Source organism: Pseudomonas sp. TSO6 (assembly GCF_056098905.1).
The window spans coordinates 110,507-124,896 of the sequence record NZ_JBLZWV010000037.1 but is presented as its reverse complement, the minus strand read 5'-3'; the positions used below and the strand labels follow the sequence as shown (position 1 = coordinate 124,896).

Here is a 14,390-nt window from a genome sequence, read left to right as displayed (position 1 = left end):
ATGCACAAAAGCTGACGGATACACTTCGTTCTGCGAGGTGGGGCAGTGCGGGTGATCCAGTCGGGAGGTCCGAGGCATTTTCATATGAGGGTGCCCCACGAAAGGAATCAGTGCAGGACCTCTACGCTGAAGTGACTGTGACAAGAGGGATTTCAGATCTCTATCTGGAACCTGAGGTTTATGATGTCTGCTTAGAATTAATTGAGGAGCATAGGCGCGCTGATTTGTTGCGTTCATTTGCGCTGGAGCCGCGCAGCAAGTTGATATTAACTGGGCCTCCAGGAAATGGCAAGACAAGTTTGGCTGGCGCATTAGCATACGAGCTAGGGCTTCCTTTTTATGTAATGCGTTATGAAAGAATCATTGGTAGTTATCTTGGTGAGACTGCCTCGCGACTACAGTCGGCTTTTGAGTTTTTTAAAACGCGCCCGTGTGTTGTCTTCTTCGATGAGTTTGATGCTATCGGCAAAGAGCGGGGCGATGCGCACGACACTGGTGAGATTAAAAGGATTGTTAGTACTCTTCTTTTACAAGTGGATGATCTTCCTTCTTATAACGTTTTTGTTGCGGCTACCAACCATCCTGAATTGATAGATAGGGCTGCATGGCGGCGGTTTCAAATTCACTCCAATTTGGTTCCGCCAAAGTCTGAGCAAATTAGTGAATGGTTGGTAAGTTTTGAGTCTGCAGTTGGCGAGAAGCTTGGTGGGCTGAAGAGTGAGTTTGTGGGCTCATTAATTGGTAGTAGCTTTTCGGATATTGAGCAGGTCTTGCTCGATATTAGGAGGAAATTGGTTCTTTCGGGTGGTCAGCAAGATCTGAAAGCGATAGTTGATAAGCGTCTTTCGCAAAGCCGTGTAAGTAATTCGATTAAGGATAAGTCAAGAGATCATGGAAAAGCTCCCGCTGCTGATTCTAAATCCGCCAAAACAAGACGCGCGTCTGAAAGGCAGTCCGAGATTTTTCAGCATCTCGACACCTAGTTCAGAGCGGCAGCTATCTAGGCTTGGACCAAAGTTTGAAACGCTGAAACGGGTTTCTCAAAGTCCCGTGGCGTCGGGAACTTTATCAGAAGATACAGACGGCCTCCATCCTGAGAAAGCTATAGTTTTTGAATTGGCGCAGTCGAAACAGGAATTCAAGAGAGCAGCAGAAAAACTAGGTTTGACATGGGTGGATGAGGCTGATTTCAATTACCCAAGCAGTGACGATTTTCATGATAGGGAAAAGCCCGAAAAGCCTATGGAAGGGCGGCTCTATTTAACAGTTCCAAACCAGCGGGCAATCACCGAACTTTTGAGACTTTGGGCTCTGTACAGTTCGGGAAAAGGGTTGCCTAGAGGCTATGGCGATTGGAATAAATTATTCTCTCACCTCATAGACATCCGTTCATGGGGCGCTAGAGATCGACTGACGCCTGAAGCAAAGACTTTTATTGCTGGATTGAACGGGGCCGCTGATGAAAAAGTGCACTTCGAAATCGAACTCGTATTTCATGGAGAAAAAGAACGAGATCACGCAGCAATTCAGGCGCTGCTGACAAAGATTGAAATTGAGGCTGCGGAGGTTTTAGATCGTTCCTATATACCAGAGATCAGATATCACGCACTTCTGATTTCTATTACACAGATGCAAGCAAAAGCACTCCTTGATCTCGAAGCAAATTTGCTTACTCTTGATGAGGTTGCTTACATACGTCCTCAAGCAATGAGTATTTCATCATCGGAGCCCGAAGATATTGAACGGGTTGTTGAGATTGATGACTCCGGCAGCTTGCTCCCCCCAGTAGCAGCGCTGTTTGATGGTGTTGTAGTGCAAAATCATGATCTGTTGAAAGGGCGGCTTGTGATCGATGACGGTGAGGGGTTGGAGAGTACCTCTCCAGTTCGTACTCGGCATCATGGAACAGCTATGGCCTCTCTTATTTTGCATGGTGATATCGCAAAAGAAGAGGGTTCGTTGCCACGAAAATTGTATGTTCAATATTTGCTGGCTGCCAGTGAGCATTCTTCTGTCGAGACAACTCCAAATTCAAGACTTTTGCTAGATGTGATTTACTCTGCAGTTGTCAGGCTGAAGCAGGCTCCTAAAGAATTGGGAGGTGATGTATTTGTCATTAACCTTTCTCTCGGTGATGTAAATAGGCCATTTGCAGGCCAGATGAGCGCTTGGGGGCGCCTTATCGATTACCTGGCTTGGAAGTATAATCTTCTTTTTATTATCAGTGCTGGGAATATTGCTGAAGGACTATCTCTTGATGATGTGACGAAGCCAGTGCAGTTAACTAAGTTGACAGATGAAGAGCGCCATCTGCTATTCGTTTCTGCCGTACAATCTAAAATGGCACATCGTACTATTTTCTCCCCGGCGGAGGCGATCAATGCTCTCACTGTAGGTGCAAGTCACTCGGATGGCTGCGTAGCCACTCCAAGCCCATATCTTATCGAGCCGTTCTCGAGTGAGAAATTTCCGAGTTTGATATCCGGGCTTGGGTTGGGTTATAAACAAGCGGTAAAGCCGGAGGTCCTGAACTGTGGCGGGCGGGCGCTTTATACGTATACGGTTACTGCAGATGGGCTTCTGCTAACACCTGGGAAAGCTGGCCGATATTTTGGTCAGGAAGTTGCCGGCGTGTCCAGTGTAAATGATGTTGTTCGTACTATCGGTACTAGTAATTCGGCAGCTCTGGCTACAAGAGCAGCTGTAATTATTCATGACGAACTAAAGTCACAGTTCTCAGCTCAAGATTTTACTCGTATCCGGAAACTCTTACCCGCGCTTGTCAAGGGGTTGATTGTTCATTCCGCAAGCTGGGGGAGTGCAGGAGTTTTTCTGGAGTCAGTTTTGGAGCCCAAAGAGGGACGGCTTTGGAAGAATCGCCGTTCAAACATCACCCGTTTCCTAGGCTATGGAAAAATCGATCTTCCCAGAGTGTTAGAATGCACCGAACGCCGCGTGACCATGCTGGGTCTAGGTGCTTTGGAGAATGATAATGCTCAGCTTTTTAGCTTTCCGTTGCCAAAGTCGCTGTCAGGGCAGAAGGATGTCAGAAAACTGGTAGTGACGCTGGCGTGGCTGACTCCAACTAAGCCAGCAGAACAGTTTTATAAAGATGCTCTTTTAGATTTCGTGACCGAAGATTCAAATGGTTCGCCTATTGGGGTCTACCGAGTTCCAGCTAACCAACCCCCTTCAGATACATCCCGGAGAGGTACGGTGATACATGAGATTTATGAGGGTGAAGATGCAGTGCCTATCGGCGATGACGATGTCCTGCGGATTAGGGTGGAGTGTCGGACGCAAGGGGGGGCGGTATTGCCATCCATACCCTATGCTTTGATTGTGACCTTTGAAGTTTCGGATTCCTTGAAGGCTGATGTTTATACTGAAATCAGGGATAGAATTAAGCTGAGCTTCCGGTCTCAAGTGCAAAACTGATTATCCTAGGGTTGCTCTTTTATTGAGATGAAGTGTAGGTGGGTTTTGTGGTGCTCTTGGCCCTCTGAGAATTCTCAATAGGCTTGGGTGGCGAAGTCTATTATCTGGAATGGCTTCGCCGACCTCGTTGGCAGTGTTTGGGTCTAATTGTTTTAGGCTGATTAGGTTTTTTTGTTTAAGGTTTCTATGGTTTCGGTCTCCCAGTCTTATTGGTTTGAGGTGATGTCGCTGCTTTAAATTGGATGCATCTTAAAGGTGATTGTGCATCAGCGGTTATCTTAGCTATTGGGTATGCACTCTAGAAGTGACTTGCGATGTGTTGGGCAGGATTTGGTGTGGTAAGTTTGGGTTTCGGTCAAGTGATGATTTCTTCTGGTGAGTTTAAGGGTTTCTTGTTTTTAATGTATCTTTTTTCGCAGTTTTTCGGGGTGATGGGTTTCGTATAGATGCCTAAAGTTCAAGTGAAAGATAGGGGTTGTCTGGAAAGATGTTTGGCGAAATTAACTGTGCATCGGTCAATAGATATCCATTAAGCGACGATCTCTTACGAGCGCCCTGTACCTTACAGGTCCAAATATTTTGACCGTTCGGGCGCTTTTGATGCATTGCCAATTGCTCGAAGTGGCGTTGGTATTTCCGCCAAGCACTGCCATTTTCAGCGCTACTTAAGAACTTCAGTTGTTCTGCAATGTACTGTTGGAAAATTCCCGGAGAGACTAAAAAGAACGTTCCCGCTACAGTGTGAATCTTCGCCTTGCTTTCATTGACGAGCAACCTGTGGCTGCCAACACCATTACGCAGCCAGTCGATAAAGGATTGTTCAGGGGCATCGTCGTCCGGGGAGAAGTCACGGCAGTGTATTGCATGTGATTCACCCATGCCGTCGCTTATGTCCGGCAAGAGCTCCACTAGCTCATCGATGCACTCGAAATCTGGGCTTGAGGGTATGTCGCCCTGCAGCTTGGGTTCCAAAAGTTGGGATAATTGATCTGCTGCTTGTTCTCCGGCATCGCCCTTCGAGTCAGAAACTGTTTTCGATTGCACCGTCCCATCAAAGCTCTGAGGGCGGGATTCATCGGCCCAGATCAGGCTGGGCTGAAGGCGCAGGAATGTAAACGCCTGCTGCCAGCCGGTGTCCGACACCGTGGCGCTCCATACCGCTTTCCCCTCTGGTGTCGCATCCACCAGCCCATGGGACTGCAGTTCATCGAACAAGGCGATATTAGAGGAGGGGATACCATCCACGGATTGAGCCAGCAGGTAGGCACGCAGTTTGTCAGTCGCAGTTTTGCTGACCAACCACAGGTGGTTCTCGGTGAGCCAGCCGGCGGCACCGGGCTGATTGAGCTTGAACTCGTTTTTGACCAGGTACCGTAGCCCCATGAGTAGGTGATGCTGCAGCGAATATTTAGGTGCCCGAAGTGCTTTGTTGGGGTTGGCCCCGATGTTCTGTGCCGTGGATACCCGGTCTGCTTGCAGGACCAACTCTCCGAGTGTGCCGGCGTGCTCGTAGTGGTCGGCTAGCAAGAACAGCAATTGCCCCCACAAGGCAGGGTAACTGCTGAGCCAGTCGAGCAGGGTGGGGGTCAGGATCTGCGTATACAACAGCCCAGCGGCGGCACCGTGTAGCTGGTAATCCCGGGCGGGGTGGTAGCGGAAGCGGTAAGGCTGGTTCAGGGGGCCGTGCCAGGGGTGCCACCGTTCACCATTCTGATACTCCACCTGGAGATCAACGGCGATTTTCCCAACGTCATGGAGCAGGGCGCCGTAGGCAATGGCGGCGCTCCAGGCATCAGCCTGCGCAGCCTGGTCTTCCGGTGCGGCACCACTGGGGAGTAGGTAGGACTGGCGCAACTTCAGGCTGCACGCCACCAGCTCCAAACCGTGGTCGAGCATGCCACCAGGATAGGCATGGTGATGGCTCTCACTAGCCGGTAGTTGCTGTACATAGCTGGCGTAGCGACGAATCGGTTCGAGGTAGAGTTGTTCGAACTGTAGCGGGGAGAGGGCCGTATATTGCCAGATGCGCTCGAGCAGCCTTTTGCGGTGGCCAGCAGCAAGCAGTGATTCCGCCGACAGTGGCTGATGAAAGCCCTCGGCGGCGGGGGTGGCCTCCTCGGGAAGGCCTTTTTGCGGTTTGAACCACCACCGTTTCATCGCAGTACCTGCCTTGCGTTCAAAAGGTCCCTTTGCCTTTTCGGATAAGCCTCTTACCCTTGCGCCCCTTCCATTGATGCCATTACCCTTTACCGCCTTGGCCTTTTTCGCGAGTGCAATAATCCGAAGTCTGGCGCGTCGGGTTACCCGGCCGGTCGGCATAGCCGACCCTTTCGAGCGGGGTAGACTGCCGGCATCATTTTTCTGAGCTGGGACGCTGATGACGCTGAGTGATGCTGTATTGATCGTGCTGCTGGCGGACCGGATTCATGGTACTGATGCTGCCATTCGGTCTGCCGCCAAGCGCTGTGCGAAAAAGTTGCCGCGTAGCCAGCGAGACATCTTGTTCAAGATTGGCCGCAGCGCGGCGCCTCGCGAAGTTGTGGCGCATCTTTGCCGAAATTTGACTGACTGATCTGTCACAGATATTTGCAATGAAGGAGCACAAAAATGAACCTTAAACTGGGAATAAACACTCGGATGTTGAGTGTGTCTCAGTTATTATTCATTCACGTGTCTCATACCTAGGAAAGATTTCTCATGTCCAAACTTGCCGAATTCAAAGCTCTGGAAGCGCAGCTGGCCGCGCAACTTCAACAGCTGGATGCGATGAAAAACGATTCCGGCCTGAAGCAGGAGATCGAGTTTGAACAGAAGCTGAAAGCCTTGCTGGAAGAGTACGGCATGAGCCTGCGCCAGGTGATCACCATTCTGGACCCGTCCAAGGGCGTGAGCGTGAGTGCCGCAAGCGTGTCGAGCAGTGCTCAGCGCAAGCCGCGCGAGGTCAAGCGCTACAAGAACCCGCACAGCGGCGAGGTCGTGGAAACCAAGGGTGGCAATCACAAGATCCTCAAGCAGTGGAAGCAGGAACACGGCTCGGATACCGTCGAGAGCTGGCTGCAGTAATCGACTGCGCATTTGCAGTGGCCTATACATGGCGCTGCAGGCAAAACAAAGGCCCCATGCGGGGCCTTTTTGCTGGTTGAGGGAAATCACGCAGTGAGTCGCTCCGTCGCTTCAGTGGCGTGGTCGGACTGCAGTGCCAGTAGAAATTCCGAGGCCTCACGGGCCAAGCCACTGGCGCGGAAGATCGCACGCTTGTCTTCCTTGAGGATCTTCAGCCAGGAAGCCAGGTACTCCTCGTGGCGCAACTCTCCCTGAGTGGCGGTCAACGCGCAGAGAAACGCTGCACCCATTTCCGCGACCAGTTCCTCGAAGGCATAGGCTGCGGATCCGAACGCGTGTCCGCCGGTGATGCCATCGCGGTTCAGGCGCGATCGATGACCTGACCAGTGAGTCAGCTCATGCAGGGCCGTCGCGTAGTAGCTGCCGACGTCCTCGAATTGAGCCTTGGTGGGCAGCTGGATGCGATCGCGCAGCGGCTGATAGAACGCGCTATCGCCATAGCAATGCTCGATCTGCGCGCCGCTCGCGAGCAACAGCTGCTCGGCTGGGGCATGGTCGATAAACGCCGTTGGCTCGGTGTGCTCATCAAGGTCTGGCTCCTCGCCAGGCAAGCCTTCGGTCTGCTCGATGTTGAACAGGCAGTGCGTGCGCAAGAGGGCGAACTGCACCATCTTGATGTTGCCCTGGTCATCGCGAACGACCTGGCCGTCCTCGTCGTGCGCCTCCTTGCTCATCGGTTTGTACAGCACCGCGAGGGTGGATTGCTCGCCCTTGCGTACATGGCCACCAGCTTTGCGTGCCTGGTTGAAGGTCAGCCAGCGATCCTGAGTGAAACCTCGCAGGCGCGCCTCGGCCCACAGCAGTGGAATGTTGATGCCGGCGTAGGGGCGTCTGGTGATGGCGTTGATGGGAAAAGGGGAGTCAGCACTTGAACCGGTGGTGGTCCAGGGTTTGATCCAGGGGATCACGCCTTGGCTCAAGGCGCTGACGATCTTGTTGGTGACATCCAGGTAAATATCGGACATGGCGTTCTCCAGGCGTGTAGGGGGAACGCTGCCCAGCCGGGAAGGGTTCCCGGTGGGGTAAGTGAGGCAGTAGCTGTGCTGACAAGGTCAGAGGGCGGCGATATCGACTCCGATTTCGCCGGGTAGCCGGATAAGCAGAAAAGCCGGGCCGCTGCGTGGCGTGATGCGAGCCAGCTGAAGCTGCGGCAGGTGAGCAGATACTGACGTGCCGTTGTGCCGCAAGCGGTCGAGTTGCAGCTCGATGGGGCAGTGTGAAGTACGCGGTGCTGAAGTCAGCACGCTGTTGAGCAGGTCTGCCAAGCGCAAGCCTGACTGTCCGATCGGTTCCTCGCCTGTGGCAGGTGCAATGAACTGCTGCCAAACGCCTGGGCTCAGCACCACCGCATTGGAAAAGCGCTTCGTCCAGGACATTGCGGCCTCCGCGTAGCTGATCCCGCGACACCTCATGTGAGGTTAGTGCGTGGACCTGCTCAATCTGAAAAAGGCATTGAGCAGGGTGCATCCATGTATTAAACCGCGCTTGGACGTGAGGTCAATCTCCGATCTACACCTCATATGGAGGGCTCTATCCAGGGAGTTCCAGCGAGGACTTCCGTCCTTGGGTTCCTGACAAACGGCGATCTTCAGCCGAATGAAGAAGGAGGCGAGAGGCGCCCAGAGAGGCCCGGTTAAGGTGCCGCTCTGGGTACGCGTGGAGCTCGCTTCTGTGTTCAAGATTCGCCTGCCGAATCAACCTCGGCGGCCAGGTACAGGTGGGTGGAGGTGGCCTCAACCACCAGCGATCCTGCAGTGCCGCGAAGGCTGGCGAGGACAGGATCATCGATGTCGAAGTACTCGGCAAAATCATCGCCGCCGAATTCATCGCAGGCGCGATTCCACCAGGTGTCGAAGTCGTCGACGTTGGGGTTGCAGCCAGTGGCATAGGCCACGCGTTTGCGGCCACCGCCATCCGGTTTGCTTTCGCCGATCTCGGACATGAGGTAAACACCGTGGTCTTTCACCAATATCAATCTGCAACCATTGATACCGGCCTCGGCCAACACGGCGTGAAGTTCAGTGCCTGTGAAACGCAGCATGATGAGATCCTCCAGAGGGTGCGGAGGAACGCCGTCCCGTGTGGGAGAGTTCCCAGCACTGGAATGGATGTGAGTAAAGTGCATCGAAGACGCAGGCTCAGTGAGCCCGGGGGATTAGAGAGCGTTCATCACCGGGGAATGGTGACCATGCGAGCTGCCGAACGCGAATCGCATTTCGGGGTAACCATCACATGCGTGACGTAGCCTCAAAGGTTATGGCTACCTGGGTGCTGGAAAACCAGCGATTGCACAATTGGTGTACCAAGCGAACCGATATAGCGTCAATGGCGTTTTTCGGTGGAATCAGCGGTCGCGATCCAATGAGCGCCATTGGCGAATAATCCGCGTTGTCCAAGTGATCAACGGTCAAGGAATTTAGTGAGGGAGGAGTAAGCTAGAGCTTGGATCCAAATTGGCGGTAGCGGCTTGAGCGCGATCGCAGTGAAGGGTATCGGAGGCAATCAAATGTCGACTCCAGCATCCTCGACTTCTGGCCGGACCGGCATCGGCAAGTATCTCATTCGCGCTGCGGTTGGTGCTGGCCGAGTGGTAAACAGATTCGAATCCAAGGTTTTGAACTCCAGCGTTCTGGCCTCCGTGCCGTTCAAGTATCGCAAAATTGGCTTTTATGTAATTAAGTTGATTCTGATGCTCGCCGTTGCTTCAGTTGCGATTTCTCTCGCGCTCGGGATGCTTACTGTGTGGACCATTGCCGCGCTGCCAATCAGCACTGAGAGACAGCCCCGGATCCATGAAATGAGCCACCCTCAACATCATCTTAGATTCCCAGAAATGTACGACGACAATGGAGCCCCCAGGTGATTGGTTATTTCAGTCTGCGGGCACCGGACATGACCTGTGAGGATCCTTTCTCTGCTTGTACCTGAGCACCTTCTGTTCCCCGGGTGAGGAGCGTTTGCATACCGCTACCCACGTTGTATCCCGCCCAACTCATGACGCCGAGGAAAAACATCGGCAGCACTACGAACATTGCACCCATTACGTACTCAATCACCTGCGCGGTGACTGTCCCATCCATGAACCCTGCTGTCGGCAACGACAACAGTGCCTGGTCTGTGGCCGATACCTGGTTATACAGCGTTTCCAGCATGCTCGAGTCGATCCAGCGCGCGAGCTCCCACCAGAAAGTCAGCATGTGCAGGGTGAATAGCGCGAATGTAATCGTCATGAGCGCCTTGAGCTGGTAGGTGCTGATCAACAGTACCAGCGGCAGACTGATGATCGTGCCCATGATCAAAAAGGCCTGGACCATCGGCAATGCCGCGCGAAGTGCATTCATCGCTGGGAAGTTGCTGAACGAGCCCAAGGCCAGGCCGGTGTTGGTGGCTAGGTTGTTCAGTCCTTGCGTCAGCGAACCGCCGCGGGCGCTGCTGCCGTAGTCCTGAAACACCTGCCCAGGTGCCATGCTTAATGATTGCTGCCGTGGGCTTACCAGCTCGCGTAAGGTGGCGTCTTCGACCTCCGTAGAGGTGCGCCCCGTCAGCCAGCCCCGTAGCTGCGATAGCAGTGATGGATCGACCTCGGCCACCAAGCGATCGCGCAGTCCGATCGTGCCGTCGCTCCACCACTGCTTGCAGGTAGGGTAGCCAGCGCCGTTATCAAGCTGAGGCAGGGAGGTGTCCCGGGTCTCGTCGTACGGCCAATCGACACGGGGCATCCGCGAGCGATCGGTATCGTAGTAGCCCGGTGTGTTGAGCAGGTAGGTCGAGCCTATCCAGGACGCATCGTAACTTTGCGACTCGTCCAGCTCGGGGCGATTGGTGAACAGCCGCGAGCGCGAAAAGCCATAGCAGTCTCGGGTGAAGTCGGCGACTTCCTGCAGCAGCACTTGGTCATTGATGCGCGAGCTGTCGATCTCCATGCGCATCGCTCGGATGTCGGGCGCGCACGGAATCGATGCGGTCGCCGCGGCGGTGATGCCTTTGCTCATGGCATGCACGAGGAACCACCACACCGGCACGTTCGCTGACTTCTCGCCGATGGTGTTGAAGGTCGTACCCCAGGCCGTGTCGGCGGGCCTGGCCATGGACACGCCACAGCGCTGGCTCGCGGCATCGTCAAAAGTCACGGAGGACAGGTTCAGCGGGAAGAACGGCATGCAGCCGAACAGAATGACCACGTAGCTCATCCACAACCGGTTCTCGACGCGAGGGATCGACAGCAGGCCTTTGTTGCCTTCGTCAGCACCCTGTTGGCGGGCCGACAGCCATTCCTGCAGGATGACCGCACCGAAGGGGGCGGCGAACAGCCCGGTGTCCACCAGCGTATTCCAGATGCCGTTGTTGATGATCCAGGCCAGCAGCGACAGGTAGTACTCAAGGTAGCTGTTGGTGCTCATGTTCATGGCCGCACCTCACACGCGAGACAGTTCGACCAGAATGATCGAGCTGAAGCCGATCAACCCGATACGCTTTAGCCGTTGCTGGTCCACAGGCGAAGGCCGCATGCGCAACGCTGCGGCCCAACCGGTGAAGATCAGGGTGTACAGCAGGATGCGCCACCACGCGAAGTAGGCGGCAGTTGCCCGGGTTGGTGCGAGCCAATCCAGTTGGGCGGCGGGCAGTTGTAGTGCCCTCCAGGCAATCAGCCACATGATCAGCATGGCGCCGATGATCAGCAGCATGTGGACGATCAGTGATCTCATAGATGACGTGATCATGGCGTGCTCTTCTCCTGTTCAGCCCGGCGCAGTCGGTCCGGCATCGGGTCGCGCTGATCGATGCTGCGCGAGGCGTCGGCACCGCCGGCGTGGCGATCAAGAACCAGGCTGGCGGTATTGGTGGCCAGCGACTGGCGTACCTGCAGCTCGGTTTGCAGCAGGCGGATCTCCCGTTCCAGGGTTTCGACGTTGCTGTTGAGGGCGGTAGTGGCGGGCTGCGCCGACGCCACGTTCGGCTCATGGCTGCCAGCGAACAGCGTGCGCTGCAGCAGCATCGCCTTGTAGATCACGCTGGACAGCGCGGTCTCACTGGCCAGGCGCCGGGCCAGCAAGTTCTGGTCGGGATCATCGCGCAGCCCCTCGATGACGCCGCGCGAGACCTGCAACAAGGGGCTGGAGACCTTGCTGAGGTTCTCTGGGGTAGGCTGGTCGGCGTCAGAGACCATGCGCTGCAAGCCTTCCAAGTGTTCCGTGTAGGTTTCCTGGATCAACGGCGACAGGCCTGTCCCGGCGGTTACGCGCAACGTCTCGCAGTCATCGCAGGTTTCCACCTCGGATTCACCGAGCACCCGTGTCGCCCATTCCGAGGCCTCCTCGGGGCTCGACCAGGCTTGGCAGATGGCGCCATTCTGGCAAGCCGAGCCGACGGCGGAGGTGTCCTCGACGGCCCGGTTGTGCAGCAGGTTGTAGCCGGCCTTGACCACGTCCGAGGTCACCCGGATAGGTTGCTGGCCGTTGCCGCCAGCTTTCTGCCCACCGACCCAGCTGACGCCCTTGTTGCCGTTGTTCGACTCGGTATCCTTCACCGCCATTACGGCATCGCCGCCGGACTGCTCGAGGTTGTGCTGCATTTCCTGGTTCTGAGCCAGCGCGCCCCAGCCGGCCTGGTCGACCTTGTCGGCCATTTTCGCGGCCATTGCCTGGCAGGTGAGTTTGGAACGATCGAAGTCGATGCGCCCCTGCAGCACGCCATTGCTCAGCAGCTCATACAGCCCAGGGTTGGCGCGCTGAATGATCATCGCCGGCAGCGACATGACCGCCTGTGTGGCGTTCTGGATGACGTTGCCCATGATCTGCTGGAAGCCCTGGGTGGCGCCATTGAGCTGGTTCTGCAGGGTGTTCGAGAGGTTCATGTTTCCGCACATCATGTTGGCCCGCCAGGACATGCCGACGCCGAGGCCGTTTGGACGGTAAAGCGAGGAGGGCGCACCGGCAGCGGAGCCGCCGCCGATGGTGTACATCACGCGGTCATCCAGGACCTGGGCTTGGTCCCCGAGGTGGTAGCCGTTCTCTGCGGCATGGCCTGCGGCAGACACAAGGAAGCACACCAACCCGAGCGCGAGGTGTTTCATCACTGGCCTCCATCAAAGTCGATGCTAAACAGAAACGTCTGACCCATACGCTGGCAGCAGCGGTAGGGCCGCCACAGCGACCAGGCATAGGCGCCGTCGGCGCTCTGGATCGTTGGGCTGGGGAAGATGGCGCAGGTGTTCTGGATCACCGGGACCAGCAACTGCCAGCGGTGGTTGTTGACGTTGTTCTCCATCACCGGCTGCGGCGGCCAGTAGCCGGGAGCCGGCATCGGCTGCAGCGGCAGATAAACGTGCGGCTGGCCGACGCGGGTAATGAAGTCGCTGGCGCGTTGGGCCATCACGGCAGCCGCCTTGAAATCATCAGGCTGCACCAGAAAGCCGTGTCGCGGATACACGCTGCCCCACATGTCTCCGAGTGCCTGGTTGCCGATCTCGCGCATCCCCGGGACCAGTGCCTGTGGGTAGACGGACTCGGGGATCGCCTGGCGCCACGCCAGCGGGTCGAGCGTGCTGAGGTAGTAGGGCGCAAACGGTATGGCTCCGCTTGGGCACGCATAACCGAATGTATGCGCCAAAGCGGTGAGGGCTGCCCCGCCGGGATGGCCAATGCCGTCGACATTCTTGAATCTGGGCAGGTTATCGCGCTGCGGCGAAGGCGTGATCAGGTTGCCACCCCCTTGCGACGCCGGCGTCGGTGCCGACAGCCCTGACATTTCGTTCCAGGGATTGGCGCCGGTATCGGAATAGCTCGATACCACCAGCTCGGGAATGAAGTGGCGGATCTTCGGTGAGGTTCGCACCGTGCAGCCGAAGGGTGTACAGAGCAGCCAGTAGCAGATGCCGACAACCCGGTACTCCAGGCACTGCAGCGAAGAGACGGAGGCGATGAGCGTTGGCGTGGTCAATGCCAGACACTGCTCGGCGGCCACCAGCAGAGCAGCCGCGGTGAAGGCACGGCCACGGCGAGCCTTTCTGGATTTCGGCGCTTTGCTTCGGGTGAAGGCGGTGACGTTCATGGGCAACGCTCGGCAGGTGGCAGCGGTGTGCATCCGTGCGCCAAGTTTCAGCATCGTGTATCCGAGGCAGGTGGTGGGTCGACAAACCGCGACCAGGACGATCGTATTAGTAAGTGGCCAGATGAAAGGGGCTGATAAGGCAGTAGGGCAGGAGTACAAATGTACTCCTGTATCGCGTTATCGAATGCTGAGCGCAATGAGGCAAAGGTGGTCGTTTGACTTCGAGGATCTCGGCCGGGACCTCATCGGTAATCCGCTCATACCTTTCGGCGCAACGAGAACCCTGCCATCAGGCGGGGTTTTCTTTTTCCGGCGTCGTGCTTTGCCAATGAGGCTTACATGAACAGCGAGCAACAAACGTTAGCCGACCTGCCGATCTGGATGGTGATCGTGCTGTCCCTGGTCGGTGGTGTTTCGGGAGAGATGTGGCGGGCGGATATGGCGGGTGCTCGCGGTTGGGGGCTGTTTCGCCGGTTGGCGTTGCGCTCTGGTGCCTGTGTGACCTGCGGGCTTTCGACCAACATGCTGCTGTACGCCCTCGGCGTTTCGGTCTGGGCGGCAGCAGCGGTTGGTTGCTTGGCTGCGATAGCTGGCGCCGATGTTGCTATCAACCTCTACATGCGCTGGGCCGCGAAGCGTCTGGGGCTGGAGCGGGTGCCTCCGGCCAGCGGCGAAACGGGGCAGTGACCACCGGCGGATGCTGGCCCGGGCGGCGCCCTCCGATTTTTGGGTCCTCCCCTGGGGAGGACCCCTGCACGGGGGCCAAGACTGTTAAATTC

14 protein-coding genes are annotated in these 14,390 nt (G+C 56.1%); 6 read left to right on the top strand and 8 right to left on the bottom strand.

The features are described 5' to 3' along the window. Positions 1-110: 110 nt before the first annotated feature. Positions 111-983 (top strand): AAA family ATPase, encoded by an 873-nt coding sequence (locus tag ACN6NG_RS16630; RefSeq protein WP_210014328.1) that lies wholly within the window; start codon positions 111-113, stop codon positions 981-983. After that, the gene (locus tag ACN6NG_RS16625; RefSeq protein ID WP_210014329.1) at positions 892-3,438 is read left to right on the top strand and encodes a S8 family peptidase; all 2,547 of its coding nucleotides are present in this window, start codon (positions 892-894) and stop codon (positions 3,436-3,438) included. The genes ACN6NG_RS16630 and ACN6NG_RS16625 overlap by 92 nt, the downstream gene beginning before the upstream one ends. 450 nt (positions 3,439-3,888) lie before the next feature. Here ACN6NG_RS16625 and mobH read toward each other — a convergent pair whose 3' ends face one another. Further along, a complete protein-coding gene (mobH, locus tag ACN6NG_RS16620; protein ID WP_409282850.1) occupies positions 3,889-5,595 on the bottom strand; it encodes a MobH family relaxase in 1,707 nt (568 codons plus the stop codon). Positions 5,596-5,815: 220 nt separating this feature from the next. Here mobH and ACN6NG_RS16615 point away from each other — a divergent pair, with 220 nt between their 5' ends. Together ACN6NG_RS16615 and ACN6NG_RS16610 are read left to right on the top strand one after the other, a co-directional pair. Continuing rightward, a complete protein-coding gene (locus ACN6NG_RS16615) occupies positions 5,816-6,010 on the top strand; it encodes a DUF7740 domain-containing protein (RefSeq protein ID WP_210014330.1) in 195 nt (64 codons plus the stop codon). Between the two features lie 125 nt (positions 6,011-6,135). Then, positions 6,136-6,501 carry a histone-like nucleoid-structuring protein, MvaT/MvaU family gene (locus ACN6NG_RS16610; protein WP_210014331.1) on the top strand — a complete coding sequence of 122 codons (366 nt, stop codon included), beginning with the start codon at positions 6,136-6,138 and terminating at the stop codon, positions 6,499-6,501. An 86-nt stretch (positions 6,502-6,587) separates the two neighbouring features. Here ACN6NG_RS16610 and ACN6NG_RS16605 read toward each other — a convergent pair whose 3' ends face one another. The 3 genes from ACN6NG_RS16605 to ACN6NG_RS16595 form a co-directional block, all read right to left on the bottom strand. Next, positions 6,588-7,526, bottom strand: a complete 939-nt coding sequence (locus ACN6NG_RS16605) for an ArdC family protein (protein ID WP_210014332.1) — start codon at positions 7,524-7,526, stop codon at positions 6,588-6,590. An 87-nt stretch (positions 7,527-7,613) separates the two neighbouring features. Then, positions 7,614-7,937: a hypothetical protein gene (locus ACN6NG_RS16600; protein ID WP_210014333.1), complete on the bottom strand. Its 324-nt coding sequence runs from the start codon at positions 7,935-7,937 to the stop codon at positions 7,614-7,616. A gap of 299 nt (positions 7,938-8,236) precedes the next feature. After that, positions 8,237-8,602 (bottom strand): DUF3085 domain-containing protein, encoded by a 366-nt coding sequence (locus tag ACN6NG_RS16595; RefSeq protein WP_210014334.1) that lies wholly within the window; start codon positions 8,600-8,602, stop codon positions 8,237-8,239. A gap of 426 nt (positions 8,603-9,028) precedes the next feature. Between ACN6NG_RS16595 and ACN6NG_RS16590 the strand changes: the two genes are divergently transcribed. Continuing rightward, positions 9,029-9,424: a hypothetical protein gene (locus tag ACN6NG_RS16590; RefSeq protein WP_349975050.1), complete on the top strand. Its 396-nt coding sequence runs from the start codon at positions 9,029-9,031 to the stop codon at positions 9,422-9,424. A 4-nt stretch (positions 9,425-9,428) separates the two neighbouring features. Here the strand turns inward: ACN6NG_RS16590 and ACN6NG_RS16585 are convergent, their stop codons facing one another. From ACN6NG_RS16585 to ACN6NG_RS16570, 4 genes are read right to left on the bottom strand one after another with little or no spacing between them, the layout of a single operon-like run. Further along, the gene (locus ACN6NG_RS16585) at positions 9,429-10,967 is read right to left on the bottom strand and encodes a conjugal transfer protein TraG N-terminal domain-containing protein (protein WP_210014335.1); all 1,539 of its coding nucleotides are present in this window, start codon (positions 10,965-10,967) and stop codon (positions 9,429-9,431) included. Between the two features lie 9 nt (positions 10,968-10,976). Beyond that, entirely contained in the window at positions 10,977-11,282 is a 306-nt protein-coding gene (locus tag ACN6NG_RS16580) for a hypothetical protein (RefSeq protein ID WP_210014336.1), read from the bottom strand. After that, the gene (locus ACN6NG_RS16575; protein WP_210014337.1) at positions 11,279-12,634 is read right to left on the bottom strand and encodes an integrating conjugative element protein; all 1,356 of its coding nucleotides are present in this window, start codon (positions 12,632-12,634) and stop codon (positions 11,279-11,281) included. The genes ACN6NG_RS16580 and ACN6NG_RS16575 overlap by 4 nt, the downstream gene beginning before the upstream one ends. Further along, positions 12,634-13,611 carry a TIGR03756 family integrating conjugative element protein gene (locus ACN6NG_RS16570; protein ID WP_210014338.1) on the bottom strand — a complete coding sequence of 326 codons (978 nt, stop codon included), beginning with the start codon at positions 13,609-13,611 and terminating at the stop codon, positions 12,634-12,636. Before ACN6NG_RS16570 ends, ACN6NG_RS16575 begins: the two co-directional genes overlap by 1 nt. A gap of 339 nt (positions 13,612-13,950) precedes the next feature. Between ACN6NG_RS16570 and ACN6NG_RS16565 the strand changes: the two genes are divergently transcribed. After that, entirely contained in the window at positions 13,951-14,298 is a 348-nt protein-coding gene (locus ACN6NG_RS16565; RefSeq protein ID WP_210014339.1) for a phage holin family protein, read from the top strand. Positions 14,299-14,390 lie beyond the last annotated feature (92 nt).